25 protein-coding genes are annotated in these 25,818 nt (G+C 75.9%); 12 read left to right on the top strand and 13 right to left on the bottom strand.

The genetic code is table 11. The features are described 5' to 3' along the window. Window positions 1-2 precede the first annotated feature (2 nt). The 3 genes from KIK08_RS07515 to KIK08_RS07505 form a co-directional block, all read right to left on the bottom strand. On the bottom strand, window positions 3-3,104 hold the full coding sequence (locus KIK08_RS07515) for a tetratricopeptide repeat protein (protein WP_214402282.1): 3,102 nt from the start codon (window positions 3,102-3,104) through the stop codon (window positions 3-5). A gap of 206 nt (window positions 3,105-3,310) precedes the next feature. Then, complete coding sequence (locus tag KIK08_RS07510; protein WP_214402281.1) at window positions 3,311-3,487, bottom strand: hypothetical protein; 177 nt, start codon at window positions 3,485-3,487, stop codon at window positions 3,311-3,313. A 131-nt stretch (window positions 3,488-3,618) separates the two neighbouring features. Further along, window positions 3,619-3,792, bottom strand: a complete 174-nt coding sequence (locus KIK08_RS07505; RefSeq protein WP_214402280.1) for a hypothetical protein — start codon at window positions 3,790-3,792, stop codon at window positions 3,619-3,621. A 60-nt stretch (window positions 3,793-3,852) separates the two neighbouring features. Between KIK08_RS07505 and KIK08_RS07500 the strand changes: the two genes are divergently transcribed. Next, window positions 3,853-4,167, top strand: a complete 315-nt coding sequence (locus tag KIK08_RS07500) for a hypothetical protein (protein WP_214402279.1) — start codon at window positions 3,853-3,855, stop codon at window positions 4,165-4,167. Between the two features lie 66 nt (window positions 4,168-4,233). Here the strand turns inward: KIK08_RS07500 and KIK08_RS07495 are convergent, their stop codons facing one another. Continuing rightward, a complete protein-coding gene (locus KIK08_RS07495) occupies window positions 4,234-5,202 on the bottom strand; it encodes a DUF418 domain-containing protein (RefSeq protein WP_214402278.1) in 969 nt (322 codons plus the stop codon). 278 nt (window positions 5,203-5,480) lie between these two features. Here KIK08_RS07495 and KIK08_RS07485 point away from each other — a divergent pair, with 278 nt between their 5' ends. Genes KIK08_RS07485 through KIK08_RS07475 form a run of 3 tightly spaced genes read left to right on the top strand, consistent with a single transcriptional unit; the run spans window position 5,481 to window position 8,562 of the window. Continuing rightward, window positions 5,481-6,284 (top strand): CU044_5270 family protein, encoded by an 804-nt coding sequence (locus KIK08_RS07485; RefSeq protein ID WP_214402277.1) that lies wholly within the window; start codon window positions 5,481-5,483, stop codon window positions 6,282-6,284. Continuing rightward, on the top strand, window positions 6,281-6,820 hold the full coding sequence (locus tag KIK08_RS07480) for an RNA polymerase sigma factor (protein ID WP_214402276.1): 540 nt from the start codon (window positions 6,281-6,283) through the stop codon (window positions 6,818-6,820). Before KIK08_RS07485 ends, KIK08_RS07480 begins: the two co-directional genes overlap by 4 nt. Further along, window positions 6,817-8,562, top strand: coding sequence for a CU044_5270 family protein (locus KIK08_RS07475; protein ID WP_214402275.1), 1,746 nt, complete (start codon window positions 6,817-6,819; stop codon window positions 8,560-8,562). The genes KIK08_RS07480 and KIK08_RS07475 overlap by 4 nt, the downstream gene beginning before the upstream one ends. Before the next feature lie 154 nt (window positions 8,563-8,716). Here KIK08_RS07475 and KIK08_RS07470 read toward each other — a convergent pair whose 3' ends face one another. Further along, a complete protein-coding gene (locus tag KIK08_RS07470) occupies window positions 8,717-9,643 on the bottom strand; it encodes a helix-turn-helix domain-containing protein (RefSeq protein ID WP_214402274.1) in 927 nt (308 codons plus the stop codon). A gap of 139 nt (window positions 9,644-9,782) precedes the next feature. Here KIK08_RS07470 and KIK08_RS07465 point away from each other — a divergent pair, with 139 nt between their 5' ends. The 3 genes from KIK08_RS07465 (at window position 9,783) to KIK08_RS07455 (ending at window position 14,303) form a co-directional block, all read left to right on the top strand. Continuing rightward, complete coding sequence (locus KIK08_RS07465; RefSeq protein WP_214402273.1) at window positions 9,783-10,688, top strand: alpha/beta hydrolase; 906 nt, start codon at window positions 9,783-9,785, stop codon at window positions 10,686-10,688. Between the two features lie 174 nt (window positions 10,689-10,862). After that, window positions 10,863-11,054, top strand: coding sequence for a hypothetical protein (locus KIK08_RS07460; protein ID WP_214402272.1), 192 nt, complete (start codon window positions 10,863-10,865; stop codon window positions 11,052-11,054). Window positions 11,055-11,174: 120 nt separating this feature from the next. Beyond that, window positions 11,175-14,303 carry a hypothetical protein gene (locus tag KIK08_RS07455; RefSeq protein ID WP_214402271.1) on the top strand — a complete coding sequence of 1,043 codons (3,129 nt, stop codon included), beginning with the start codon at window positions 11,175-11,177 and terminating at the stop codon, window positions 14,301-14,303. Here KIK08_RS07455 and KIK08_RS07450 read toward each other — a convergent pair. Beyond that, window positions 14,257-15,735 carry an FAD-dependent monooxygenase gene (locus KIK08_RS07450; RefSeq protein ID WP_214402270.1) on the bottom strand — a complete coding sequence of 493 codons (1,479 nt, stop codon included), beginning with the start codon at window positions 15,733-15,735 and terminating at the stop codon, window positions 14,257-14,259. The genes KIK08_RS07455 and KIK08_RS07450 overlap by 47 nt on opposite strands. A gap of 94 nt (window positions 15,736-15,829) precedes the next feature. Between KIK08_RS07450 and KIK08_RS07445 the strand changes: the two genes are divergently transcribed. Together KIK08_RS07445 and KIK08_RS07440 are read left to right on the top strand one after the other, a co-directional pair. After that, complete coding sequence (locus KIK08_RS07445) at window positions 15,830-16,477, top strand: TetR/AcrR family transcriptional regulator (RefSeq protein ID WP_214402269.1); 648 nt, start codon at window positions 15,830-15,832, stop codon at window positions 16,475-16,477. After that, window positions 16,474-17,340 carry an LLM class F420-dependent oxidoreductase gene (locus KIK08_RS07440; RefSeq protein WP_214402268.1) on the top strand — a complete coding sequence of 289 codons (867 nt, stop codon included), beginning with the start codon at window positions 16,474-16,476 and terminating at the stop codon, window positions 17,338-17,340. Before KIK08_RS07445 ends, KIK08_RS07440 begins: the two co-directional genes overlap by 4 nt. A gap of 628 nt (window positions 17,341-17,968) precedes the next feature. On the opposite strand, the gene KIK08_RS07435 is transcribed toward KIK08_RS07440, so the two are convergent. The 5 genes from KIK08_RS07435 to KIK08_RS07415 form a co-directional block, all read right to left on the bottom strand. Next, window positions 17,969-18,613 (bottom strand): response regulator, encoded by a 645-nt coding sequence (locus KIK08_RS07435; protein WP_214402267.1) that lies wholly within the window; start codon window positions 18,611-18,613, stop codon window positions 17,969-17,971. Next, the gene (locus KIK08_RS07430; protein ID WP_308257474.1) at window positions 18,604-19,779 is read right to left on the bottom strand and encodes a sensor histidine kinase; all 1,176 of its coding nucleotides are present in this window, start codon (window positions 19,777-19,779) and stop codon (window positions 18,604-18,606) included. Before KIK08_RS07430 ends, KIK08_RS07435 begins: the two co-directional genes overlap by 10 nt. Then, complete coding sequence (locus KIK08_RS07425) at window positions 19,776-20,498, bottom strand: DedA family protein (protein WP_214402266.1); 723 nt, start codon at window positions 20,496-20,498, stop codon at window positions 19,776-19,778. The genes KIK08_RS07430 and KIK08_RS07425 overlap by 4 nt, the downstream gene beginning before the upstream one ends. Window positions 20,499-20,636: 138 nt before the next feature. Continuing rightward, window positions 20,637-20,867, bottom strand: coding sequence for a DUF397 domain-containing protein (locus KIK08_RS07420; RefSeq protein WP_308257473.1), 231 nt, complete (start codon window positions 20,865-20,867; stop codon window positions 20,637-20,639). 87 nt (window positions 20,868-20,954) lie between these two features. Next, window positions 20,955-21,899 carry a helix-turn-helix domain-containing protein gene (locus tag KIK08_RS07415; protein ID WP_214402265.1) on the bottom strand — a complete coding sequence of 315 codons (945 nt, stop codon included), beginning with the start codon at window positions 21,897-21,899 and terminating at the stop codon, window positions 20,955-20,957. 368 nt (window positions 21,900-22,267) lie between these two features. Here KIK08_RS07415 and KIK08_RS07410 point away from each other — a divergent pair, with 368 nt between their 5' ends. Continuing rightward, on the top strand, window positions 22,268-22,480 hold the full coding sequence (locus KIK08_RS07410) for a hypothetical protein (RefSeq protein ID WP_214402264.1): 213 nt from the start codon (window positions 22,268-22,270) through the stop codon (window positions 22,478-22,480). Window positions 22,481-22,491: 11 nt separating this feature from the next. On the opposite strand, the gene KIK08_RS07405 is transcribed toward KIK08_RS07410, so the two are convergent. Further along, entirely contained in the window at window positions 22,492-24,657 is a 2,166-nt protein-coding gene (locus KIK08_RS07405) for a hypothetical protein (RefSeq protein WP_214402263.1), read from the bottom strand. Between the two features lie 195 nt (window positions 24,658-24,852). On the opposite strand from KIK08_RS07405, the gene KIK08_RS07400 reads away from it, so the two are divergent. Then, on the top strand, window positions 24,853-25,095 hold the full coding sequence (locus KIK08_RS07400) for a hypothetical protein (protein WP_214402262.1): 243 nt from the start codon (window positions 24,853-24,855) through the stop codon (window positions 25,093-25,095). On the opposite strand, the gene KIK08_RS07395 is transcribed toward KIK08_RS07400, so the two are convergent. Then, complete coding sequence (locus KIK08_RS07395; protein WP_214402261.1) at window positions 25,067-25,489, bottom strand: RidA family protein; 423 nt, start codon at window positions 25,487-25,489, stop codon at window positions 25,067-25,069. The two genes, KIK08_RS07400 and KIK08_RS07395, sit on opposite strands and share 29 nt — an antisense overlap. Before the next feature lie 80 nt (window positions 25,490-25,569). Between KIK08_RS07395 and KIK08_RS07390 the strand changes: the two genes are divergently transcribed. Beyond that, window positions 25,570-25,818, top strand: a 249-nt coding sequence (locus KIK08_RS07390) for a hypothetical protein (RefSeq protein ID WP_214402260.1), incomplete at its 3' end; no start/stop codon positions are given.

Raw genomic sequence — 25,818 nt, 5'->3', positions numbered from 1 at the left:
CGTCAGGAGACCCGGGAGTGCTCCCGGCCCGCCGCCGTGGCGCGCAGGTGGTCGAGGGACGAGCCGGGGGTGAGGGCGTCGAGCCAGCGCAGGACGGTCGCGACGGCGCCGCCGGCCGTGGTCAGCGCGCGGGCGGCGCGGAAGTCGGCGACGGCTTCTGGGGTGTGGCCGGCGTCGCCGAGCGCGGCCAGGCCGGCGTGGGCGAGGGCGCGGACGTCCAGGACCCCGAACTCGACGGCGTCGGGGCTGCGGCGCAGCCGCTCGTCGGCCAGCCCGATCGCGGTGCGGAAGTACTGGCGGGCGGCCTCGGTCTGGCCCAGGTGCAGCTGCACGGAGCCGGTGAGCAGGGCGACCTCGGGCAGGGCCGGGGGGTAGGGGTGGCGGGCGGCCCCGCTGGAGACCTTCGCCGCGGACAGGACGTCGCCGGCGGCGAGCTGCAGGCGGGCCAGGTGGACGCGGGCCTGGGTCTGGACCTGGCCGAAGCCGGCGGCGTCGGCGACCTCGACGGCCTGCTGGTAGAGCGAGGCCGCGTCCGCGGTGTGGCCGAGGGCGAGGTGGCAGTCGCCCAGCAGGTCGAGGCAGGCGGCGCGCAGGCGCAGGTCGCCGATCTCGGCGGCGATGCCGAACGCGCGCTCGGCCAGGTCGAGTGCGTCGGCGGGGCTGTCCAGCAGGAGGCGCCCGACGGCCAGGTCGCCCAGGGCGACGGCCTCGTCCTCACGGTCGCCGACGGCGCGGCTGATGTCGAGGGCGTGCTGGTGCAGCGCCACGGCCTCCTGCAGGCGGCCGGTGTCGAGGCGGCAGGCCCCCAGCAGCCGCGAGTGGCGGGCCTCGGCCCACTGGTCGCCCGCCTCGCGGGACAGCTCCAGCCCGCGTTCGAGCAGGCCGGCGGCCTGGGCGAGGTCGCCTGCGGTGGCGAGGGTGCGGCCCAGGGTGGCCAGGGTGTCGATCTGCGCCCAGGTGTCGCCCAGCGCGTCCTGCACGTCCAACGCCTCGTGCAGCAGCCGGGCGGCCTCGTCGGGCCGGCCCAGCTCGGTGTGGCACCAGGCCAGGTCGACGCGGGCGGTGGCCGCGGCGAGGCGGTTGCCCGTCCCGGAGTGCAGGGCCAGCGCGCGCTCGTGCATCCGCAGCGCGCGGGGGATGTCGCCCAGGTCGGCGTGGCAGTGCCCGAGGTGGCTCAGCTCCTCGGCCTCGCCCGCGGTGTCCGACATCCGGCTGTAGATCACCGCGGCGCGCTCGTGCAGCTCGGCGGCCCGGTTGGGCTGGCCCAGGCCGGCGAAGGCCGAGCCGAGCGCGGACACGCACCACGCGTTGATCCACTGCTCGCCGATGCGCTCGCGGAGCCGGTCGAGCAGGCTCGCGGTGAGCCGGTGGTGGCCCCACGAGCGCAACTCCGCCACCGCGCCGCGCATCAGCAGCAGCGCGGCCTCGTCGACGTCGCCGTTGGCCCAGTGCAGCTCGAACTCGGCCAGCTGCGGGGCCAGGTCGTCGATCGAGGCCCACTGCTCGTACGGCGTCGACACCGCGGCCAGCAGGTCGGCCGCCAGCTGCCACATCGCGTTGCGGCTGACCGGCAGCGGGTCGGCATCGACGTCGCTGGGGTAGCCGACCGGGACGCCGTCGAGGGCGCGCTCGCGGTCGGCGGCGCGCAGCGCGTACCGGCCGTCGACGCGCAGCAGCAGGCCCCGCTCGTGCAGCCGGTCGAGGACGGGCGCGCTGTCGGGGTCGTCGTGGTAGTGCCGCAGGACGTGGTCGACGGCCGCGGCCGGGACCGGCACGGGGAAGGCCGCCAGCGCCGCGACGACGTGCCGGTCGAGCAGGGCGAGCCGGCCGAAGGCCAGGTCGGACAGCACGTCGACGGCGTCGCCGCGGTCGTCGAGCGGCTCCGGGACGCCGATCCGGTCGAAGGCGCCGTCGGCGTGCTGGGCCACCGCGCCCCGGTGCGCCTGGTCGAGCAGGTCGGCCAGGGAGTCCTTGCCGTCGGCGAGGACCGCGGCCAGCAGCTCCAGGGCCCGCGGGTTGCCGCCCGCGCGGGCCAGCTCGCCCGGGGCCGCGTCGCGCAGGCCCAGCTCGCCGTGCGGGTCGCGGTCGCGCAGCACGGCGATGGCGGGCTGGACGCGCAGCTCGCCCAGGTCGATGCGGCGCTGGGCGCCCGGGTCGCGGCCCAGCAGCGCGCCCGGGGGCACCCGCGAGGTGGCCACCACGGTGACGCGGTGCGCGGGCGCGGACACCAGCGCGCGCAGCGCCTCGGCCAGCGCGGCGTCCAGGGTGCCGCCCGCCTCGCCCAGCAGGTGCTCGGCGCCGTCGATCAGCACCACGACCGGCTTCGGCGGCAGCGCGTCGAGGACCGCGCGGATCATCGCCGTCGGCGTCTCCTGCGGGTTGCGGTGCCGCCCGGCCAGGCGCTCGGCGGCGTCGGCCGGGAGCAGCCGGCACAGCCCGCGGAACAGCCGCGGGTAGCCCAGCGGCAGCTCGCTGGGCGGGCCGAGGTGCACCACGCCGAGCTCGTCCGGGCCCGGCCAGTGCCGCAGCAGGTGGCAGACCAGCGCCGTCTTCCCGATGCCCGGCGCGCCGACGACCGTCACCAGCCGCACGTCGGGGGACTGGATGTGGCCCACCAGCTCGATGAGCTCGTCGCGGCGGCCGTGCAGGTCGGCGGGCGGGGTCAGCGGGGCCGCGCCGACGGCGAGCAGGTCGGGGTGGTCGAGCATGGTGAGCCGGTGGGCGATCTCGCGCACCGCCGCCTCGGCGTTGCCCGCGACGTCGGAGGAGATGTCGATGACGCAGCGGGACGGGATGCCGGCCGGCACCTGCGCCGCCCGGTCGACCAGCAGCGCGATCACCGGGCGGCCGAACATCGTGGCCAGCCCCAGCTCCTGCAGGCTCGGCGAGCCCGCGCGCACGCCCGTCGTCACCACCAGCAGGAACGCCCGGCAGGTGCGGATGGCGTCGTCGATGTCGGGACCCGGCCCGGGGTCGGCGTCGGCCGCGCGACCGCCGCGGACCAGCGAGTACGACGGCAGGCCGGTGCGCAGGTGCCGGGCCAGCCCGTCGACGAGCGGTCCGGCGTCGGAGCGCGAGAAGCTGACGACGATGTGGCCACTCACGCGAGAACCCCCAGTACAGCTCACCTTCTACCGGGGGCGCGCCCCCCGAGGTGATCAACCAGTGCCGTGCGACGCGGCAACGATCGTCGCAGAGGCGCGCCGACCCGTGCGGGTCGGAGCGCCGGAGGGTGCCGCACAGTCGGTGGCCGGACACGATCCGCGGCGGACGGCACCGGACCCCGGCGCGCACGGCGCACCGGGGCCCGTCATCGCAGGTGGTCTAGCCAGAGGTGCAGTTCGGCGACGATCCCGGCCCGGAGGGTTCCGAAGAACGGCAGGTTCTGGGTCTCGGCCAGGAAGATCGCCGTGCCCAGGGCGACCAGCATCGCGGCGACCACGGCCAGGACCACGGCGGATCGGGGCGGTCGGTCCTCCGGTCCCATCTCTTCCCCCTCGCGCTGTGCGGTGACGGGAGGAGCATCCGTCCCGGTGGGGGCCGCGGACCATCACCGTCGGGGGCAGGACGCGGCCACCGGGGGCGGTGTGATCCCTTACCGTGCGGGAAGGTGCCCGGTCAGCGGTGGGCCAGCACCAGCCGCGAACCGGCCGGCGCCGGCTGGTCGAGATCGGTCACCGGCTCGCCGTCGAGCATGATCCGGGCGGCCAGCAGGTGCTCCTCGATCCGCTCCGCGCTCAGCCCGGCAGCGAGCAGGCGGTCACGAACAGTAGGGGTATCGGCGCTGGTCACAGCCGTAATCATGCGGTGGGTCGACTCCTGCGCGGCGGCGCCACGCCGTATGGTTCGAACATGCGTTCGGGTGAATCCGGGGTTCGGCGACGGCTGAACCGACCGGTCTGGGTCGACCTGTCCGTCGTGTTCCGGCAGACCTGCTACCCGCCCGCCCGGTTCCGCTGGGACGACCGCACCCTCGACGTCTCCCGCGAGGTCTGGGGCACGCTGCACGGCTGGTACCGGGCCAGCACCGGGGAGTGGTTCGGGCTCGTCTCGTACGCCGTCGCGTACGCCGACGTCCAGGTCGAGCGGCAGCTCACGCTCGACGACCAGCTGGTGCCGGCGGAGGCGCTGCGGCCGCGGCTGTACGGGCGCGAACGGCGGGCGTGACGGGTGCTCACCGCACGGGCGGGTTCGCCGCCCGCGCAGCGCCGTTCGCGGCGGGGAAGTGCCTCCTCACGCCGGCGCGGCGAGGCGCCGGTGGTCCGCCGGACGGCGATCCACCGGCCGCTCCCACCACGTCACCGCCCGCCACGCCCACTCCAGCGGCCCGTGCACGAACCGTCGCAGCCACAGCCGGCACGCGACGCTCTGCGCGGCCGTCACCGCGACCCCGAGCCCGACGGCCACGCCCAGCGACGCCGTCCCGACCAGCGCGCCCACCGGCACGACCACGAGCGACGCGCTGACGTAGCAGGTCAGCGCCATGCGCCCGATCGGCTCGAAGACCGCGGCCAGCAGCCGGCGCACCGGCGTGGCCCACAGCAGCGACAGGCCGGTGACGTAGGCCAGCGCCATCGCGAACCCGGCCCGGCCGCCGGCCGCGGTGAACCGGGGGTCGCCGGGGGTGGCCAGCTGCTCGACCAGCGCCGGCACGCAGACGGCCACGGCGACCAGGAAGGCGACCGCGACGGCGCGCGCCGAGCGGTCGAGGAGGGCGGGCACGCCGTAGCCGGCCGCGGCGGCGCCGATCAGCACCAGCCCGGGCGCCTCCACGGCGGAACTGCCGGCCAGCACCAGCACGGTCGCCTCCGCCGCCACCCCGAGGCCCAGCTGCAGCCACCGCGGTGCCAGCAGGACGACCGGCAGCACCAGAAGCACGGCCACGGCGTAGGTCGCCAGCACCTCACCCGGGTAGACGAGCGCGTGCAGCGCGCCGATGCCGGACAGCGCGGCCAGCCGGCGGGCGGCGACGGCCCACGGGCTGCGGCCGCGCCGCCGGGCGCCGCGCACGACGAACCACAGCCCGACCCCGAACAACAGCTCGAAGATGGGCACGAACCGGGTCTGCACGGCCAGGTCGAGCGCGGTGCGCAGCGAGCCGTGCCCGTCGGCGCCGAACCGGGTCAGGTCGGGGACGTTGACCAGGACGATCCCGGCGATCGCGACGCCGCGCAGGACGTCCAGGAAGGGCAGCCGGGTCACGGGTTCTGGTTGTCGGCCGCGCAGGTGGCGAAGCCGGTAGGTGAAGACGCACCTCAACCGGGTGCAGGCGCGGCTGGGGCTGCGCAACCGGGTCGAGCTCGCGGCGTGGGCGTGGGAGCACGGGCTGGTGCGCTGAGCGATCTCGACACGGCGCGTAAGGATCGGCGCCGGCCGGCAATTGCCCCGGTATGGGACGACGACGGCGACGACCGAGGGGGTCCGGTGGCTGGTGCTGATCGGATGACCCGGCGCACGGGGAGCACCTCCTCGGGGCGGGCGTGGTGGTGGTGACGGCCGTGCTGGCCGCGGTGGCGGCGTGCGTGGTGCCCGGGCCGGTCGAGCGGGCGCGTCCCGAGCCGGCCCCGGCCGCCGCCCCGATCACCGCGACGGACGCCGGCGACGCCCTGCGGCAGCTCGCCGACCGGGCGGCCGCACAGCCGCCGCCACCCGACGGGCGCTACGACTACGTCCACACGGTCGAGTGGACCGAGGACGGCATCGGGATCGCCGAGGACGCGGTAGCTCCCGGCCCTGCTCGGATCGAGACCCGGGCCTGGATGGGCATCGACGGCTCCCTGCGGCGCGAACAGCAGCTCATCGACGAGACGGGTGCCGGGTCGTTCCCCCCGCACGAGGTGTCGTTCCCGCCGGACGGGCGCGGCGGGGCCGAGGAGATCCCGATCGATCCGGTCGCGCTGCGGGAGTTCCTGGCGGGCACCTGGCCGCCCGAGGGGTCGGCGCCCCTGATCGGTGCGGTGGCCCTGCTGCACCAGTCCCGGGTCGTCGAGCCGGAGGAGATGGCGGCGATCCTGGGCGTCCTGGCGGCCGAGGACGGGCTGGGCGTCGAGCTCCGGGCGGTCGACCTGCTCGGCCGCGAGGGTGTCGCGGTGACGGGGCACCGGGTCGCCGCCGGGGTGACCCACCGGCGCAGCCTCATCCTCGACGCGACGACGGGCGCGCTCCTCGGGACGGACCAGACCTCCCTCGACGCGGGTGCCCCGGCCGGGAGCCGCCCGAGCACCGGCGCCCGCATCGCGTTCGCGGGATCCGGTCGGGTCGACACCATCGGCGAGCGGCCGTGAGCGCGTCCGACGCCGACCGGTTCACCCGGCTCTACCGGGAGAACTTCCCGCGCGTGCTGGGCTACGCCATGCGCCGGGCCACCCTGGACGCGGCGCGGGAGGCGACCGCCGAGGCGTTCCTGGTCGCCTGGCGCCGCCTCGACGACGTGCCCGACCCGGCGCTGCCGTGGCTGCTGGTGGTGACCCGCAACGTCATCGCCGACCAGCGCCGCGGCGGGCGGCGCGCCGACGCCCTGCACGCCGAGGTCGAGCGGCTGACCGGGGCCGCGGTCCACCCCGACCCGTCCGAGGACGTGGTGGAGCGCAGCGTCGTGCTGCAGGCGGTCGCGGCGCTGCCGGAGACCGACCGGGAGGCCCTGGTGCTGACCGTGTGGGACGGGCTCGGGCACCGTGCCGCGGCGAAGGTGGCCGGCTGCTCGGTCGGCGCGTTCGCCGTCCGGCTGCACCGCGCGCGGCGCCGGCTGCGCACCGAACTGGACCGGCTCGACGACGCGGGTGTCCCGGAGGCACCGGCCGCACGGATGGAGGCGGGATGAGGCGCACGCGAGCGGCGGTCGAGCGGATGGCGCGCCAGGCCGTCCCGACCGACGAGCAGGTACGGCGGGCGGTGCTGGGCAGCGAGCCCGACCGGCTGCTGGACGGGATCCTGCGCGACCCGCGCCTGCGGGTGGTGCCCGGACGGGGGCCCGGGCGCCGCCGGTGGGGGCCGGTGGCGGTCGTGGGGGTGGCGGTGACGGCGGTGCTGGCCGCGGTGGCGGTGTTCGTGCTGCCGGACCGGTCCGACGAGCCGGCCGCGCCCGCCGGGCCGGCACCGGCCCTCACCACGACCGACCCGGCCGTGGTGCTGGGGCAGCTGGCCGACCGGGCCGCGGCCCAGCCGCCGGTCGGCGAGGGAACCTACGACTACGTGCACGTGCGCTACGTCTACCCGGGCGCGGGCGCGCAGGCCGTGCACGAGGTGGAGAGTTGGTTGAGCGCCACCGGCACCGGCCGGTTCGTGCGGACCATCGACGGCCGTCCCGACGTCGACGAGGTCTCCACCGGGCGGCCGTGGAAGGTGCTGCCCGCCGATCCGGACGCCCTGGAGGACGCCCTGGTGGCTGATCCGCAGGACGTCCCGGTCGCGGACTGCCCCCTCTTCGTGGCGATGGGTGTGTTGGACAACCAGGTGATCGATCCGCCGGTGCAGGCCGCCCTGCTGCGGTTGCTGGCGCGCGACGACGACGTGCGGGTCGTGGGACCGACGACGGATCCGCTCGGCCGGGAAGGCGTCGAGGTGCGGGCGAGCGAGCGGGTCGACCTGCAGGGGTACCCCGCGGGGCCGGGCGGGGCCGACCACCTGCTCTACGAGTACCGCTTCGTCCTCGACGCGGAGACCGGGGCCATCCTGGGCGTCGAGACCCTCGAGCTGGACGCACCGGAGGGCGCGACGAGACCCGTGGCCTGGGCGCTGTGGCTGCAGGCGGGCCGGGTGGACTCCACCGACCAGCGCCCCGACCCCTCGACCGACCCCGCCCGGGCCGTTGACCCCGCCGCCCTGACCCCCGCCGAGCCGGCCGTGGTCCTGGGGCAGCTCGCCGACCGGGCGGCGGCCCAGCCGGCGCCGCCCGCGAAGGAGTTCGACTACCGGCTCAGCAGGGGGTACCTGCTGTACTCGCACGAGGACAGCACGCCGGTGCCGCCGGACGAGCAGGCGACGGGTGAGAACGAGACCTGGCTGAGCGCCGATGGGCTCGGGCGCATCCGAAACGGGGAGCCGTCCCCGGACGGCGGGGTCGACGACACCGGCGCCGACGCGCCGGTCGACCTGGTGGGCACCTACGGGCAGCCGGCGCGGGTGGCCGACCTGCCCACCGACCCCGCCGCGGTGGAGGCGGCGATGGTGGCCCTGCGCCAGGGCCCGTGGGAGGTGACGCTCGTCGACGACCTGATGCTGCGGATCTGGGGCCACCAGGTGCTCGAACCGCAGCAGCAGGCCGCGTTCCTGCGGTTCTGGGCGACGCGGGACCACGTGCGGGTGCTCGGTCCGACGACCGACCGGGTCGGTCGCGAGGGCATCGCGGTGGTGCTGACCCAGGACCTGGACGCGCCGATCAACCGGGAGACGGGCCTGCCCTACGCGACCTACACGGTCGAGAACACGCTGATCCTGGACCCGCGGACCGGTGCGCTCCTGTCGCGGCAACGGGTCGAGCGCGAGGGGGAGCGGATCGTGTCGGGAACCGTCCACGTGGAGCTCGGGGCGGGCCGGGTCGACTCGGTCGCCGAACGACCGTGAGCGCACCGCCGCGAGGATCGGGCACCCACGGGTCTGGGGGTGGCCTCGCAGCGCGGGTTGGGTTCTCGCAGCGCGCCGGCGGGCTGCGAGGACCCACCCCGGTCTGCGACGTCCCCGAACGTCGCCGGTCGCCCGTTCCCGGGGGCGCGGACCCTCACGCACGCCCCCGCACCGCGCTGGGCGGGCAGCCGTACTGGCGGCGGAACGCCCGGCCGAACGCGGCCTGGTCGGCGAAGCCCCAGCGGTGCGCGATCTCGGCGACCGTGGTCGCCGGGCCGCTGCGGGCCAGGTCGGCGCGGGCCCTGGCCAGCCTGCGCCGCCGGACGTAGCCGCTGACCGTCTCGCCGCGGCGCTCGAACACGCCGTAGAGCGTGCGCAGCGAGACCGCGTGCGCCGCGGCGATCGTGCGCGGGCGCAGGTCGGGGTCGCCGAGGCGCTCCTCGATGTGGTCGCGCACCCGCTCCCAGCTCAGCCCGCCGGCGTCGTCCGGGGCGCCGTCGGGCAGGGCGGCGGCCAGCAGTTCCAGGGCGGCGGTCGCGGCCGCGGCGGCGGCCGGGCCGGTCAGGTCGCCGACGGCGGACACCGCGCCCAGGTGCTCGACCAGCAGCCGGCTCGCCGGACCGTCCAGGACGGTGAGGTGCTGGGGGGCGCGCGCGGCGAACCGGGCGCGCGGCACCAGCAGGGTGCGCTTGCGCAGCGGGCCCGGCACGACGAAGCGGACGGGGCGGGCGCTGCTCCACACCAGGGCCTGGCCGGCGCGCAGCACGACCCGGTGGTCGTCCTGCTCGACGTGCTCGCGACCGCCGAGCACCACCAGCACGCCGAGGTGCTCGACGGGGGTGGCGGCGATCTCGGCGCGGCCGCGGCGCCCGGCGCAGGCCCCGGTGGTGCAGTCGACCAGGCGCAGGTCGTCGAGGGTGCGCGCGGTGACGGTCGCGCCGGCGCGCGGGTCGGCGTCGCGGTCGACGTCCAGGTCCCACGGCAGGTGCGTGCGGCTGATCTCGTGCCGCAGCGCGGCCGGGCGCTCGGCCGCGGGACACTGCCGCAGAGTCCAGGTGTCGGCCACCTCGCCGCTCCCCACGTCGGGACCGCCGGCAGTATCCGCGCCCGGCACCGGCTCTGTCCACGGCGTGCACGCACGGCCCGGCGGGGTGCACGCACGGTCAAGACAGCGGATCCCCGATCGCGACAGCGTGGACGGCACACCACGAGGAGGTCGCATGCGCGAGGACGTCGAGTTCAGCACCGAGGACGGGGTCACCCTGCGGGGCTGGCTGTACCGGCCGGACTCCGGCGGCGGGCCGTTCCCGGTGATCGTCATGGCGCACGGGTTCTCGGCCACCAGGGAGATGCACCTCGACGACTTCGCCGAGTACTTCGCCGAGGGCGGGTTCGCGGTGCTCGTGTACGACAACCGCAACCTCGGCGCCAGCGACGGCGAACCCCGCGGTGACATCGACCCGTGGCAGCAGGTCCGCGACTACCGCGACGCGATCACCTGGGTGTCGGGCCTGCCCGACGTCGACGGGGCGCGGGTCGGGGTCTGGGGGTCGAGCTACAGCGGCGGGCACGTGCTGGTGGTGGCCGCGCAGGACCGCAGGGTGAAGTGCGTGGTCTCGCAGGTGCCGCTGATCAGCGGGTACGACAACGCGCGGCGGCTGGTGCGGGCCGACCACCTCGCCGGGCTGCGCGAGGCGTTCGACGCCGACCGGGCCGCCCGGCTGGGCGGCGCCGCGCCGGCGACGATCCAGGTCTGCTGGGTCGACGACCCGACCGAGCCGTGCGCGCTGCCCACCCAGGACACCCGCGACTTCTTCCTCGGGCCGATCCGGGAGAAGGCCACGACCTGGCGCAACGAGGTCACCCTGCGCTCGGTGGAGATGTTCACCGAGTACGAGCCCGGCGACTACCTGCCGCGGATCACCCCGACGCCGCTGATGATGGTGGTCGCCGCGCACGACCACCTGACCGTCTCCGACCTGAGCCTGGCCGCCTACGGCCGCGCCCACGAGCCCAAGCAGCTGCTGGTGCTGCCCGTCGGGCACTTCGAGGCCTACGTCGGGGAGGCGTTCCGGACCTCGGCGCCGGCCCAGCGGCAGTGGTTCCTCACCCACCTCGGGAAGTGAGCCGGTAAGGATCGGCCTCCGACGGTCACTTCACGTGCGTACCGGACGTGAAGTGACCGAGGGGGTTCCCAGCGCCGGAAGTCGACGAGGACCGGTTCAGCCGCACCCAGCCGGACCCGGCGGCGGGCAGGCGCCGATGGGCGCCCGTGCTGCTGGTGGGGCGCGCTGGCCGGCATGCCGGGGCTGCGGGTCGAGCGGGCGGTCGACCTGGCGGAGCGGGAGGGCATCGCGGTGGTCGCCGAGGCGCCGAGGCGCAACCCCGACGAGCCCCGCTACGAGTACGCGCTGATCGTCGACCCGGCGACCGGGGGCTTCCTCGGCCCGGAGGCCACGCTGATCGGGAACGGGGAGGCGTTCGGGCTGTAGCCGCAGGTCATGGCGCGCACCGCGTGGACGGAGATCACCAGGGTCGACGCGCTCGGCGAACTCCCGGATGGCCGCGCGGGCCGGATTCCGGCTCGCGTTCACCCTCGGTAGCGTCGCCGGGTGCAGGAGGCTCTCGTCCGCGCGACCGGGTGGCTGGCCGGGCGCCGCCACCGCGCCGCACTCGGGTACGTGCTGGCGCTGCTCTCGGGCGGCCTGCTGCTGATGGCCTGGCAGATCGACGCCGTGCTGGGGCGGATGAGCGCCATCGGCGACGGCGTCCGCGCCGGCGCGCTCGCGTTCCCGTGGGCGCCCGACGCCATCGCCCGCTACGCGCGGGCCTGGGACGCCTACGACGGGCTCACGATGCCCGGCACCGAGGCCACCGAGGTGGTGGCGTCCACGACGGTGCTGCACGGGCGGCTGCTCTGGCTCGACCTCGGCTTCGTCGCGACCTACGTGCCGCTGCTGGCGATGGCGCTCGGTCTGCTGCTGGGCTGGGCCGACGCCCGGTTCCGGCAGCCGCTGGAGCCCGTCCCCGACGCCACGCCGGCGCGGCCGTTCCTGGTGGCGCTGCGCGAGGACGTCGCCGAGGAGGCGCGGCGGCTGTGGGGGCTGCTGACCCGCCGCCCGCCGGCCGCCGCCGCACCCGGGCCGGACGTCCACCGGCCCGTCGAGCGGCGGCGGTTCGACGCGGCCCGGGTGCGGATGCTGCGCTGGGCGGTCTGCGCGCTGCTGGCGCTGGCCGTCGTCGACGTCGTCGAGGACGTCCTGCTGCACGTCCGCTACGTCGCGATGGCCGCCGACGACACCCGCTTCGACCTGGTGCTCTCCGCCGTCACCTGGGTCAAGACGCTGGCGGTGGCCGTGGTCGTCGGGCCCGTCGCGGTGGCGGCCGCGTCGGCGTTGCGGGTGTCGCGGACCCTGCGCGGGGCGCTGGCCGGGGCGCGCGGCGTGGTCGTCGTGGTCGCGCTGCTGGTCGTGCTGCTGGTCGTGCTGCCGATGGGCGCCGCGCAGATCGACGACGTCGTGCGGGCCTGGGGAGGGCAGCAGGCCGTCGTCGCGGTGCTGGCCACGCTCGCCGCGGCGCTCGTCGTCGTCGGCGCGGTGCGCGAGCTGACCAGCGACACCCCGGAGTGCCCGCGGCCGTTCGAGGGTCGCGACCCGCAGCCGCTGCTGCTCGTCGTCAGCATCGCGCTGGCCGTCGTCGGCGGCCTGGTGTGGCTGCTCACCGGGGCCTGGGGGCTGCTGGTGCCGGCGGGGATGGCGCTGGTGGTGTTCGTGCTCGGCGCCGTGGTCGACCGGCCCGCGGCGGAGGGCGCGAACGCCCCGGGCGCTCCACCGCACCACCACGCCCCCGACGAGGACGACGTCCGCGAGGCCGCCCGCGCCGCCGCGCACGGGCGCCGGCTCGCGCACCTGCTCGGGGCCGGGGTCTGCCTGGTCACGGTCTGGACGATCGCCCGCGCCTCGACCTACGACGTGCTGGTGCGGCCGGGGCCGTCCGGGTCGCTGTGGGTGCTCGCGCCGGCCGCGACCGCCGCCGCGCTCGCCGGGCTGGGGATCGCCGTCGGGTCGCGGCGGGAGCGCTGGGCGCGGCCACTGTGGATCGTGCCGGGCGTGCTGGCGTTCTGCGCGCTGTGGACCACCATGATCGACACCGACGCGACGGCGGTGGCCCTGCCCACCTGGATCGGCAGCCTGGGCGTGGTGATGGTCGGCGTGGCCGGGGCGGCCGGGATCCTCGCCCTGCTGGTCATGCTGGTGCGCAACAGCGGGATCGACCGCTACGCGCTGCTCCCGCTGTTCCGGCTGGTCGGGCTGCGCCGGCTCCCGGTGATCGCGCTGCTTCTCGGGTGGGGGCTGGTGGTCGCCCAGCTCGACGCGGGCGGCTTCCACGACGTGCGCCGCGACCGGGCCGAGGCGCGCCCGGTGCCCAACCTGGCCGACGCCTACGCCGACTGGCGCGGCGGCGAGGCCGGCGGAGCCCGCCCGCTCGTCATCGTGGCCGCGCAGGGCGGCGGCATCCGCGCCGCGACCTGGACGGCGCTGGTCATGGAGTGCCTGTTCGGGCCGACCGAGGTCGAACCCGGCTGCCCCGCCGACCCCGCCGACCGGCTGCCGGTGATGATCGCCAGCGGCGCCTCCGGCGGCAGCGTCGGGCTGGCCGCCTGGAGCGCCCGCCGCGTCGACCTCGCCGCGTCCGAGCCCACCCCGCCCGTCGACCGGGTGCTGCCCGCCGACCACCTCGCCCCCGACCTGGCCCGCCTGCTCAGCGGCGACGCCCTCTACCAGCTGCTCGCCCACGACCTGCCCGACCGCGCCGAGATGCTCGAACGCAGCTGGGAGTTGGCCTGGGACCAGCCCGCCGGCACCGGCCTGAACCGCGGGCTGCGCGAGGCCTGGGACACCGCCAACACCGGCGGCAGCTGGGAGATGCCGGTGCTCGCGTTCAACGGCACCCAGATCGAGGACGGCTGCCGGTTCGTGGCCAGCCCCGTCGACATGTGGCTGCCCGGCCCCGCCCGCGCCGCCGCCGACGCCCCCGACGACGTCCGCTGCGGCGACGACTCCTCCACCGGCGCCGTTGACGCCCTGCCCCGCACCACCGAGCTGGTCGACCACCTGTGCGCCGACGAGGACGTGCCGATGTCCGCAGCCGGGCACCTGTCGTCGCGATTCCCGTACGTGTCGCCGACCGCGAGGGTCGCCGCGGGCGACTGCGCCGACCGCACCGGCCTGCTCCCCGCCGACGCGGTCACCTTCCTCACCGACGGCGGCCTGGTCGACAACTCCGGCGCCGCCACCGCCGTGCAGCTCTGGCGGGCCCTGCAGCCCCTCGCCGCCGAGGACGAGGGCGCGGCCGGCTGCGTCGTGCCGATCTTCGTGCAGATCGACAACACCCCCGACGTCGGCCCCAGCGACGCCGGCACCCGACCGCCGGTGGAGGTCACCGCGCCGCTCTCGGCCCTCTACGGCCAGATCGGCGGGCGGGAGGCGATGGAGCGCGAGGAGGCCCGCACCGCGTTCGCCGAGGTCCGCACGGCGGGCGGCGACCCGGTGCCCGGGCAGTCCGGGTCGGCCTACGTGCGGATCGCGCCGTCCGTGCAGCCCGGTGCGGAGGCGCCGCTGGGCTGGGCGCTGTCGCCGTCGACCGTGCGGGACATGCGCGCGCAGCTGACGACCGGGACGAACGCCGCGCAGATCAGCCGGCTGCGGGGGCTGCTCGACGGGCTGCGCTGCCCGTCCTGACCTGCTCGGGGGCGTCGACGCAGGTGCCGAGGTAGCCGTCGGGGCGGACGTGGAGCAGCACGGCGCCCGGGGCGTCGGGGTCGATGTCGTAGGCGCGGAAGGCGTGGCCGTCGGTGTCGACGAACGCGCCGGCCGGAGCCGGGCGCCCCGCGGGCACCACGTGGCGGGCGTCGACGTCGGGCGGGACGGCGGCCGGGTCGCCGAAGGCCAGCAGCACGGCGTCCGGGCCGCGGAGCACGTCGAAGATCCGCAGCGGGGTGCCGTCGGGGGAGTGGCCGGGGGCGTCGGGGGCGCGGTCGCCCGAGCGGACCGCACCCGGGGCGCGGCGGCGCTCGTCGTCCAGCGGACCGCCGCGGTAGCCCACGCCGAGCTGGCGCAGCAGCGGGTCGTCGCGGCGCATGGCGTCCTCGACGCCGTCGCGGATCTTCCCGTGCAGCCGCGAGCTGATGCCCAGCACCGCGGCGGCGACCGGCAGCCGCTCGGCCTCGTAGGTGTCGAGCAGGGCGTCGTCGCCGGAGGCGAGCTTCCAGCCCAGGTTGTAGGCGTCCTGGATGCCGGTGTTGAGGCCTTGCCCGCCCGCCGGGGAGTGCACGTGCGCCGCGTCGCCGGCCAGGAAGGCGCGCCCGACGCGGTAGCGGTCGACCATCCGGACGTTGGCCCGGAACTCCGAGCGCCACCCGACGTCGAGCACGCGCACGGCGCCGCCGGTCACCGACTCGACCAGCTCCTCGACGGTGTCGACCGACCCGGGCGGCGCGGTGAGCTGGTAGCGGTCGGTGCCCGGCAGCGGGCACAGGCCGAGCCGGAACGAGCTCTGGTCACCGCCCGACCAGACGTGCCAGTGATCGCGGTCCAGGCCGTCGAGCAGGACGTCGGCGATCGTCATCCGGTCGGTCTCGAACGTCTCGCCCTCGAACCCGACGCCCAGCGCGCGGCGCACGGCGCTGCGGCCCCCGTCGGCGCCGACGAGGTGGCGCGCCCGGATCGACGAGCCGTCGGCGAGGGCGGCGGTGACGCCGTCGGCGTCCTGGGTGAGGCCGGCGACCTCCACGCCCAGCTCGACGCGCCCGCCCAGCTCGGCCAGCCGCCGCGCGAGCAGCTCGGCGGTGCGCCACTGCGGCAGCATCCAGCCGTTGGGGTAGGGCACGTCCGGGCGGGGGTCGTTCGGCTCGGCCATGCGCATGTCGTGCAGGGCGCCGCCGTCGAGGTGCACGCGCAGGACGGGGTAGTCGCCGCCGTCCGCGAGCACCTGGTCGACCAGGCCGAGGTCGTCGAGGACCTCCAGGGTGCGCGGCTGCAGGCCCTTGCCCCGCGACCCCTCGAACGGGCGCGGGCTGCGCTCGACCAGCCGGTGGTCGATCCCGCGGCGGGCCAGCTCGCAGGCCAGCGTGAGACCGGTCGGTCCGGCTCCGACAACGAGCACGTCGGTCATGGTGAACCTTCTTTCAGTGAACTAACATTCAGTGAATCTTACGTCACCGTAGAGCCCTGCTAGCGTCCGGTCAACACCGAACGCGGGAGGGCGGATGGCCACGGCCGGGGTGCGCCGGGCGCAGCGGGAGGAGACCGCGGCGGCGCTCAAACGGGCCGCCGTGCGGGTGTTCGACCGGGTCGGCTACCTCAACGCCAAGATCACCGACATCACCGCGGAGGCCGGTCGCGCCGCCGGGTCCTTCTACTCGCACTTCCCGAACAAGGAAGCCCTGCTCGAAGCGCTGCTGGCCGACGTGCTGGCCAGCAGCGACGAACTCGCCGTCGACCCGGCGCACAGCGGCGACTTCACCGACCGCGACGCCGTGCGTCACCACGTCGCCGGCTACTGGGCCTACTTCCGCCGCAACCGCGCGGTCATGGTCGCGCTGCAGCAGGCCGCGACCGTCGACGAGCGGTTCTCCCGGCGCATGAGCGACATGCTCGAACCCGACCTGCACCACCTCGCCGAGCACCTGCAGCAGGCCCGCGCCGGCGGCGCCGTGCTCCCCGGCGACCCGCTGGTGGTGACCACCGCGATGACCGCGCTGATGTCCGGCTTCGCCCACTTCTGGCTCGTCCAGGGCTGGGCCGGGCACGAGATCGACGACGACGAGGCCGTCGACACCCTCACCTCGTTCATCTACTCCGGCATCGGCGGCACCCCGACCCCACCCCCGCAACGACCCAGGAGGACCACGTGAAGATCGGCCTGCACCTGGCGGACCTCACCTACCCCAGCGGCCCCGCCGGCCTCGCCGACGACCTCACCCGCATCGCCGCCGCCGCCGAGGACGCCGGCTTCGCCCGGATCAGCGTGATGGACCACGTCTGGCAGATCACCCCGCACGGCCCGCCCGAGCACGACATGCTCGAGGCCTACACGACACTGGGCTACCTGGCCGCCCGCACCAGCCGCGTCGACCTGGTCGCCTGGGTCAGCGCCACCACCTACCGCGTCCCCGGCCTCCTCGCCAAGCTCGTCAGCACCCTCGACGTCCTCTCCGGCGGTCGCGCCTGGCTCGGCGTCGGCGCCGGCTGGAACGCCGAGGAATCCGCCGGCCTCGGCCTCCCCTTCCCCCCGCTGGCCGAACGGTTCGAACGCCTCGAAGAGACCCTGCAGATCTGCCGGCAGATGTGGAGCGACACCGACGAGCCCTTCCACGGCCGGCACTACCAGCTCGAACGCACCCTCAACGCCCCCCAGCCCCTGCGCACCCCACCGATCCTCATCGGCGGCGGCGGCGAGAAGAAGACCCTGCGCCTCGTCGCCCGCTACGCCGACGCCTGCAACCTCTTCGCCCGCGACGACGTCGCCCACAAGCTCGACGTCCTCCGCGCGCACTGCGAGACCGAGGGCCGCTCCTACGACGACATCGAGAAGACCGCGCAGATCGTGCTCGACGTGGGGGAGAAGGGCGAGAAGGTCGACGAGTTCCTGGAGGAGCTGCGGCGGCTGGCGGGGCTGGGGATCCAGGCGGTGCAGGGCAAGCTGCCGGACGTGTGGGACCCGCGGCGGATGGAGGTGTTCGCGCGGGAGGTGATCCCGGCGGCGGGGGAGCTCTAGTTCGCTGGGCGCGCGTTTGAGGGGCCCGCGGCGGCTCCTCCGCGGAGGGCGACCTCTGATCGAGCAGGGGGCGTGGGGAGGGTGCCGGGCTTCCCGTTCGGTCCGGGCTCGGGCTCGGGCGTCTTCGCAGGGGCGGTGTGGTCTTCGCAGGTGCTGTGGACCCTGCGGAGACCGTGGGGACTCTGCGAGGACGTCCGGCAGGTGTGCGCGGCGGCCTCCGGTGGCGTGGCGGCAGGAGCTTGGGGGCGCCGGGCTCTCCCCTGCGGTCCCCGGGGCCGGGCGGGGGCGTCTTCGCAGGGGCGTCGTGGTCTTCGCAGGTGCTGTGGACCCTGCGAAGACCGCAGGGACTCTGCGAGGAGGCGGGGTGGTGTGCCTCGGAGGCCGAGTCGATCATGTGATTCGGGGTTCTCGCAGACCCAGCGGTGTGCTCGCAGCCCGCCGGCGCGCTGCGAGCACCCAGCTCGGGCTGCGGCACCCACCGGGCGCTGCGAGGACGCCCCACCCCGTGCTGCGAGGACGCCCCACTCGGCCGTGAAGCTGGCCGGGAGCGGCGCTTCCCCCCTGCTTGATCGGAGGTCGCACGCCGCGGAGGAGCCGCCAGAGGCCCTGGGCCCTCGACGAAGGGGGGTCAGGGGGCGAGGTAGCGCAGGACGGCCAGGACGCGGCGGTTGTAGCCGGGGTCCTCGGCGATCCCGAGCTTGGCCAGGATCGAGGCGACGTGCTTCTCCACGGCGCTGACCGACATCCGCAGCCGCTCGGCCGCCGAGGCGTTGGTCAGGCCCTCGGCCATGGCGTCGAGCACGTCGCGCTCGCGCGGAGTGAGTCGGTCGAGGGGGTCGGCGCGGCGTCCGGTGACCAGCAGTTGGCGCACGACCTCCGGGTCGAACGCCGCCCCGCCCGCGCCGACGCGCTCCAGCGCGTCGAGGAACTCGCCGACCTGCGCCACCCGGTCCTTGAGCAGGTAGCCCACCCGGCCGCCGTCGTCGGCGAGCAGGCGGGCGGCGTGCCGGCGCTCGACGTACTGCGACAGCACCAGGACCCCGACGCCCGGCCAGCGCCGCCGGATCTCCAGCGCGGCCACCACGCCCTCGTCGGTGTGCGTCGGCGGCATCCGGACGTCCGCGACGACGACGTCGGGCCGCTCGCGCTCGACCGCGCCGACGAGCGCGCGCCCGTCGCCGACCGCGGCCACGACGGTGTGGCCCTCGTCGACCAGCAGCCGCACGAGGCCCTCCCGCAGCAGCGCCGAGTCCTCGGCGATCGTCACCCGCACGGCAGCTCCGCCCGGATCTCCGTCGGTCCGCCGGCCGGGCTGCTGACCGCGAGCGAGCCGTCGGCCGCCGCGACCCGGCGGGCCAGCCCGGCCAGCCCGCCGCCGGACGGGTCGGCACCGCCGCGGCCGTCGTCGCTGACGACGGCGCGCAGGGTCGGGCCGGACGTCCGGACGTCCACCCGCACCTGCCGCGCGCCAGAGTGCTTGGCCGCGTTCGTGACCGCCTCGCAGACCACGAACCAGGCCACCGCGCGCACGGCGGGCGGCGGCTCGGCGTCCAGCGCGCAGTCGATCCGCACCGGCAGCGGGGCCCGCTCGGCGACGGCCTCCAGCGCGGTGGCCAGGCCGTCGGTGTCCAGTGCGGCCGGGTAGACCCGCCAGGACACGTCGCGCAACTCGACGAGCGCCCGCTGCGCCTGCTCGTGGGCCTGCACGACCAGGTCGAGCTGCTCGGGGTGGCGGCGCGCGCGGCCCAGCAACATGCCCAGGGCCACCAGCCGCTGCTGGACGCCGTCGTGCAGGTCGCGCTCGATGCGGCGGCGCTCGTCGTCGACGGCGGCGACGACGGCGTCGCGGGACTCGGCGAGCGCGGTCACCCGGCTGGCCAGCTGCTCCTCGCGGGTCGGGGCGAGCAGCCGGCGCGCCGCGGACCGCTCCCAGCGCGCCACCCCGGCCAGCCCGGCGAGCGCCAGGTAGAGCAGCACGACCCCGGACGGCGTGTAGTACCCGACCTCCAGCGCGGAGATGACGTACGCGGGCTCCTCGAGCGGGAACGGCGTGCCGCTCAGCCACGACCACAGGATCAGCACGGCGAACACGACCCCGACGAGGAGCAGGACGAGGACCGTGCCGCCGACGAGCCCGGCCGGCATCCGCGCCAGCAGGTAGCGCGCGGCCCGCCGGCCGTCGACGTCGCGGTCGGCGTCGAACGGCTCGCCGAGGAAGCGGTCGACCCGCACAAGCTCCCGACGGGCCTGAGCGGCGGCCGCCCGGGGCAGGGCGCGACGCCCGGCCGGCACGCACAGCGCGAGCAGCGCGGGGACGAGCAGCAGCAGGTGCAGGCCGGCGGTCGCGGTGCCCAACGCCAGGCCGAGCCCGGTGCGCAGGGCGGCGGTGACCCGCGACGGCCACGGCACGCTCGCGGGATGGGCCGCGCCGGTCGTCACCGCCACCGGGTGCCCCGCGGGACGGGCGGGACGCGGACGAGGCGCACGGTGGCGTCGGGATCGGGGTGCTCGGCCGTCACGCCCGCCGACCCTATCCGGCCGCGGGCCCGGCGCCGGGCCGCGACCCGGCGCACCACGAACACCGCGACGGCGAGCACCAGCACGCCGAGCACGCCCTTCGACAGCACGCCCGCGTACTGCTCGACGACACCCCAGTTGGCCCCGAGCAGGTAGCCGGCCATGACGAACACGGTGTTCCAGACCAGGCTCCCGGCCGTGGTCAGCGCGGCGAACAGCGGCAGCCGCATCCGCTCCACCCCCGCCGGCACCGAGATCAGGCTGCGCACCAGCGGCACCATCCGCCCGAGGAACACCGCCTTCGCGCCGTGCCGCGCGAACCACGCCTCGGCCTTGCGCACATCGCGCAGGTCGACCAGCGGCATCCGGTCGGCCAGCGCCCACATCCGCCGCTGCCCGAGCGCGGCCCCGACGCCGTAGAGCACCAGCGCCCCCACCAGCGACCCGAGCGTCGTCCAGCCGACGGCGGCCACCACGCTCATCTCCCCGCGGGCGGCCGCGAACCCGGCCAGCGGCAGGAACACCTCGCTCGGCAGCGGCGGGAACACGTTCTCCAGCGCGATCGCCAACCCGACCCCGGGCGCACCCAGCGCATCCATCAGGCCGACGACCCAGCCGACGACCCCATCCGTAGTGACCATGCGACGGACGCTAGGAACGCGGCGGGCGCGGGGGACTGGGGCGAGCGGCGGCGCGGGGGTGGGGATGTCCTCAGGGTGCGGCGGGGACGATCCCAGGCCGAGCGGGACTACGCATCTCGATGCAGAAAATTTATAGTCTCAAGCGGATCTGAATTCGCCCATCCTGGTCGCGGCGACGAAGCCTTCCCAGGCCGTGCGGGAGAAGATCAACGGAGCTCTGGCGCGATTCTTGCTGTCCCGGACCCGTACGTCGTCGGTGCCTATGGCCACCTCGACGCAGTCCCCGCCGCCCGAGAACGAGCTGGACCTGAAGGTGGCTTCGGCAGTCGCGTCCACATCCGGCACCCGGACCTCCTCGCTGTCACGCACGAGGGAGTGTAGTCGCTGCGACAGTCGGAAACACCCGGCTGAGCAGCGCGGCTGCCCGCGCGGCTCAGCCCGCGTCGGAAGCGGTGATCAGCTCGGCAGTTCTTTGATCGCTGTTTCGATCGCGTTCAGGGAGCCGGCCGGGTCCAGGGCGGCCGCACTGAGATCGCTGAACAACTCCCGATACTGCTCGAGGTCCGAGGGTCGCTGCGAGTACTCCGCGCCCGATCGCATCTCCAGGTACACGAAATCGTGCTGACTGTCCGCAAAGGACATCACAAGAAAGGGGCCACCGAGCGCCGCGCGGATCGCGACCTCCGCCGGAACTGCTTGAATCGTGATGTTCGGTCGGGCGTTCCGGATCCGGTCCGCGAGGCTGGTGAGCTGCTCGCGCATGACCGCGGGGCCTCCGACGTTGCGTCGGAAGACGAGCGCTCCGAGGACGACGTGCAGGTGGGGAGGTGCTGCCTCGCGGGTGAGCACCTCCTGGCGCTTCATCCGGAACTGCACGAAGCGCTCCCGCTGTTCAGGAGATCTGTCGGCGTAGTAAGTGTCCGCGATCGCCCGTGCGTACGCCTCGGTCTGCAGGAGTCCGGGCACCAGATCCATTTGGTAGGAGTCGATGCGGGTGGCGTCCTGCTCGGACTCGACGTACCGCCGGACGTGGTCGGAGACCATGTTGCCGGCGAGGACGTCCCGGAATGGTGAGAACCACGACTCCCGGCGGCTCTCGGTCGTCAGGGCGACCGCGAGGTGGCGCACGTCCTCGGGGACGGCCGCCGCGCTGCGGCCGGCGTAGTGGTCGAGGAGGGCGGAGACGTCGAGGAGGCGGGGTTTCACTTCGGCCCGCTCCAGTCGGCTGATCGTCGCCGCCGACCTGTCGAGGGCCTGGCCCGCCTCCTCCAGGGTCAGGCCGGCGTGCGTCCGGGCATCGCGCAGGAGCGCGCCCAGGCGCTGCCGTGCCAAGTTGGGGCTCAGTCCACGGACCGAGTCCTCCTGCTCCTGGACTTCTGTGCTGTCGTTCCGAGCGCTCACGCCTCTTCCCTTCCCTGGACGCTCGGCACTCGACGGCTCGGGTGAGCCTCAAACGCGCTCTGCAATCTCAGGCCGCGATGGTCGCGACGGCAACGATCGTCGTCGACCTTGCAGACCGAGAACGAGCCGAAGAGGTGACCACCATCGGTGAGTGACCGGCTCCTGGCGCGCCCGAGGTGCCGGTCGTGCGCTCGACGGTCGACTGGTAGCGACCAGCGTCCTCCGGCACTGGCCCACCGTAGTCCTGTGGATGCGGGGATGCCACCACTTCGAGATCCAGCTGTGGTCACTCGAAATGAAATTGCACTTCGAGCGGCAAGGTTCTACCCTGAGAGGCAGCGTCGCCTCTCTCAGGTCAGGTGGTCGGGATGCTCGAAGCAGTGGCCGTCATCGGAGGGCTCGTCCTGATCGCCGCGGCGATCGTGATCGGGTGGCTGGAGGCCCGGGCGCAGAGTTCGGCCTGGGAGAGGATCGCGACAGCCCGTCGAATCAACGTCGAGCGGGCGGACGCGCTCGACGTCTGGGAGAGCCGGTTGCGGGCATGGGAGCACGGACTGCGGCAGGGCGAGAGCGATCTTTGACCGCTGCGCCGCTACCGACCGGGTCCTCCCGAGCCGTTCGGCTCCCGGCGCGGCCGCTCCGGGATCGGGCCGCCGGCCGGTCGGCGGCGCCGGACCAGTGAGCGGCCCTCCGGCTCGGCGGGCGACCGGTTGACCGCCAGCGCCTGGTACATGTCCGCGCCGTTCTGCGCGTCGGCGCCGGCGGCCGGGGGCGCGCCGTCGGGCGGGGCGTAGTGGGCGTCGACCGCGTCGCGCCTGCCCGGCTCCATGACCAGCACCGGTGAGCGGCCAGGCAGGTCGGCGGCGATGGTGCCCAGGTGCTCGGGCCGGACGGCCTCGCGCAGGGCGGCGTCGAAGGGGCGGTGGCCGCCCCCGCCGCGGGCGGAGGCGACCTGCTCGGCGAACGCCCTGGTCAGGTCGGCGGAGTCGGCCAGGAGGGTGGCGACGTCGAGGCGGGCGGTGCCGACCCGGTAGGTGAAGCCGACCTCGTCGTCGCCGCCGGCCACCACGTCGCAGCCCAGCGCCGGGCCGGCGGAGCCCTCGGAGGGGCGCACGGCCGCGCGGAACGCCTCGACGGCGTCGTCGTCGGCCGGGTTCGCGACGAGCGCGCGTGCCGCCTCGGAGGCGGCGCGGCCGAGCGAGCGCAGCACGCCGATGGCGTCGACCTCGAAGCGGTCCATGCGGTAGGTGGTGCGCATCCGCAGGGTGCCGCCCTCGGTGACGGGGCCGTCGGGGCGGCGGTCGTCGGCGCGGGGCGGCGCGGCGACCACGCGCACGGTGATCGGGGCGTGCGGGCGGGGGCCGGGGACGGGGCCGGTGGGGCGGCCCAGCAGCCGGTCGAGCTCGGCCGGCGGGCCCGGGGTGCGCCCGGTGCTGCCCGTCGACACCGGGTCGGTGAGCCCGGTGGCGGCCTCCAGCGCGGCCGCGGCGATCTCCGAGGCCGCCTCGTGCGCCTCGGAGGTCAGCGACGCGTTCGTCCAGGCCCCGCCGACGAACACGGTCACCAGCCGGGCCAGGAACGCGACGGTGGCGTCGGGCGCGAACGGCGGGGCCGTCTCGGCGGTCAGCCGGGTGAGCTGGCCCGCCCGGATCGCGCCGCCGCTGACCAGCGCCTCCAGCGAGCCGGGGCCGGGCTCGGCCGCGGTGCCCGTGTCCAGGCCCAGGTCGGCGGCCAGCCGGGAGGCCGGCGGCAGCAGCCACAGCTCGGTGCTGCGCGCCCACGCGGGGCTGACGGTGCCGGTGGACAGCACGTCGACCAGGGCGATCGGGTCGGTGCCCAGCCGCTCGACGAGCGCCGCGGCGGCCCGGTCGTCCGGCGGGGTCCAGCGCACCCGGTGGGCGACCGTGCGACGGGTGCCGTCGGCGGTGGACACGGCGACCAGTTGGACGTCGACCACCCCGGAGCCCTCGCCGGGCGCGCCCTCGGGCCGCGGCGGGGCGACGAACAACTGCTCGCGCTGCACCCCGACGGCCGGCGGTCCGGCCAGCTGCCCGGCGAGCACCTCCAGCAGCCGGTCGCGGCGGGCCATGGTGGCCTCCAGCCGGGCCAGGCCGCACTCCAGGGCGGTGCAGCGCTCGGCCAGCACGTCGGCGGCGCCGTCGGCGCGCTCGCGCAGCGCCTCGAACTCGGCCCGGTCGGCCGCGGGCGCGGCGACGGGCTCGGGGGCGGTGGTGCCGGTGGTCGCGACCTTGCGGCGCAGCAGGATGCCGGTGACCAGCGCGTACCCGGCGGCGGCCAGCGCCAGCGCCAGCAGCCCGGCCCCGACCAGCAGCGGCCACTCGCTGCGCCACCAGCCCGTTGGCTCGACGGTGCGCGGGAGCGGGGGGATCTCGGCGGGTGCCGGGGTGCCGGCCGGCTGGCCGAGCCGGACCAGCCCGGCGGCGGCCCGGGCGTCGCCCGCGTTGAGCTCCAGGGCGGCCTGGTAGGCCGCGACGGCGCCGGCGGCGTCGCCGACCTGCTCGGCGGCGGCGCCCCTGGTCTCCTCGGCGGCGGCGCGCCCGATCTGCTCGCCGGCCGCGCTCAGGCCGTTGCCGGCGCAGTTGCCCTCGTCCTGGGCCTCCGCACGGGCGTAGAGGGCCATGGCGTCGAGCGGACGGCCCTGGGTCAACAGGGTGCCCGCCCGGTCGCAGAGCGGGGTCGCGGCCGAGCAGCCGCTCAGCACCACCCCGAGCGCGACCAGACCGAGCAACGCGGCCACAGCGCGTGACCGCGTACGGGCAGGGAGCATTCCTGCATGATCAGTGGCCGGTGCGGCGCGGGGCAATCGTCCATCCGGTGCGGGGAGTGACCGCCGGTCCGGTTCATCCGACGGGGCAGCCTCCGTCCGGGTGGCGCCGGGCCCGCCCGGCTCGGACGGACGTGGGCTCCGACGGCTCCGCGTAACCTCGGACGCATGCCGACGCCTGCGCGATCCTCCGGACGGACCGCGCCCGACCGCCGTCGGCTGCGTCGGATCGCCGCCGTCTGGGCGGTCGCCGCGCTCGTCGTGCTGGCGTTCGCCGCGGTGACCGCCGTCGGCCCGGTGCTGCTGGTCTTCTACGGCACGCACGGCGTCCACGTGGGCGACCTGGTCGTGCTGCTGATCGCCGTCGCGGTAGCGGCGCGGCTCACCGCGCGTCGGCTCCGGGAGGGCTGAGCGCGGCCGTCATCTCCAGCTCGACGAGCTGGTCGGGGAAGCCGAGCAGGCTCACCCCGACGAGCGTGCTCGCCGAGGTGAACGCCGCCCCGATCTCCGAGGCCGCGAACCGGTGCCAGGCCCGGCCCGCCTCGGCCGAGGAGCTCGCCACGACGTAGACGGTCGTGCGGACGACGTCCCGCGGGCTCGCGCCGACCGCGGCCAACGCCCGCGCGGCGTTGCCGACGGTCCGGTCGACCTGCGCGTCGAGGTCGCCGACGCCGACCACCCGTTCGCCCGAGTCGTCCACCGGCAGCTGGCCGGCGAAGAAGGCCAGCGGGCCGGCGTCGACCAGGGTGACGTGCGCGTACCCGGGCGTGGGGTGCAAGCCGGCAGGGGCGATCCTGGTGATCACGTGCTGAGACTGCCAGAGCAGTCGGTGAGCCTCGACGGGGTAACGCTGCGCCTTCGCCCGGCGACGCACAGTACGGCCCGGTGCGCTCCCCCTTCCACCGGGCCGGGGAGAAGACCATGTTCGACGCGCTCCTGTTGCGCCTCGGCCGGGCCACCGCGGCGACGCTGGACGTGCCGGCCGCGCTGGCCGACGTCTGCCGCACCCTGCAGCCCGTCCTCGGGGTGCGCGGCGTCGTCGTCGCGGCGGGCGGCCCGGCCGACCCCGTGCTCGGCCCCGTCGCCGGCTCCGACGACACGGCGGCCTGGATCGGCCGCGTGCAGCGCGACGCG

Source organism: Pseudonocardia lacus (genome assembly GCF_018531445.1).
Classification (GTDB): Bacteria; Actinomycetota; Actinomycetes; order Mycobacteriales; family Pseudonocardiaceae; genus Pseudonocardia; species Pseudonocardia lacus.
Note: the sequence above shows the minus strand (reverse complement) of the source record. Positions and strands in the feature narration are given on the sequence as shown.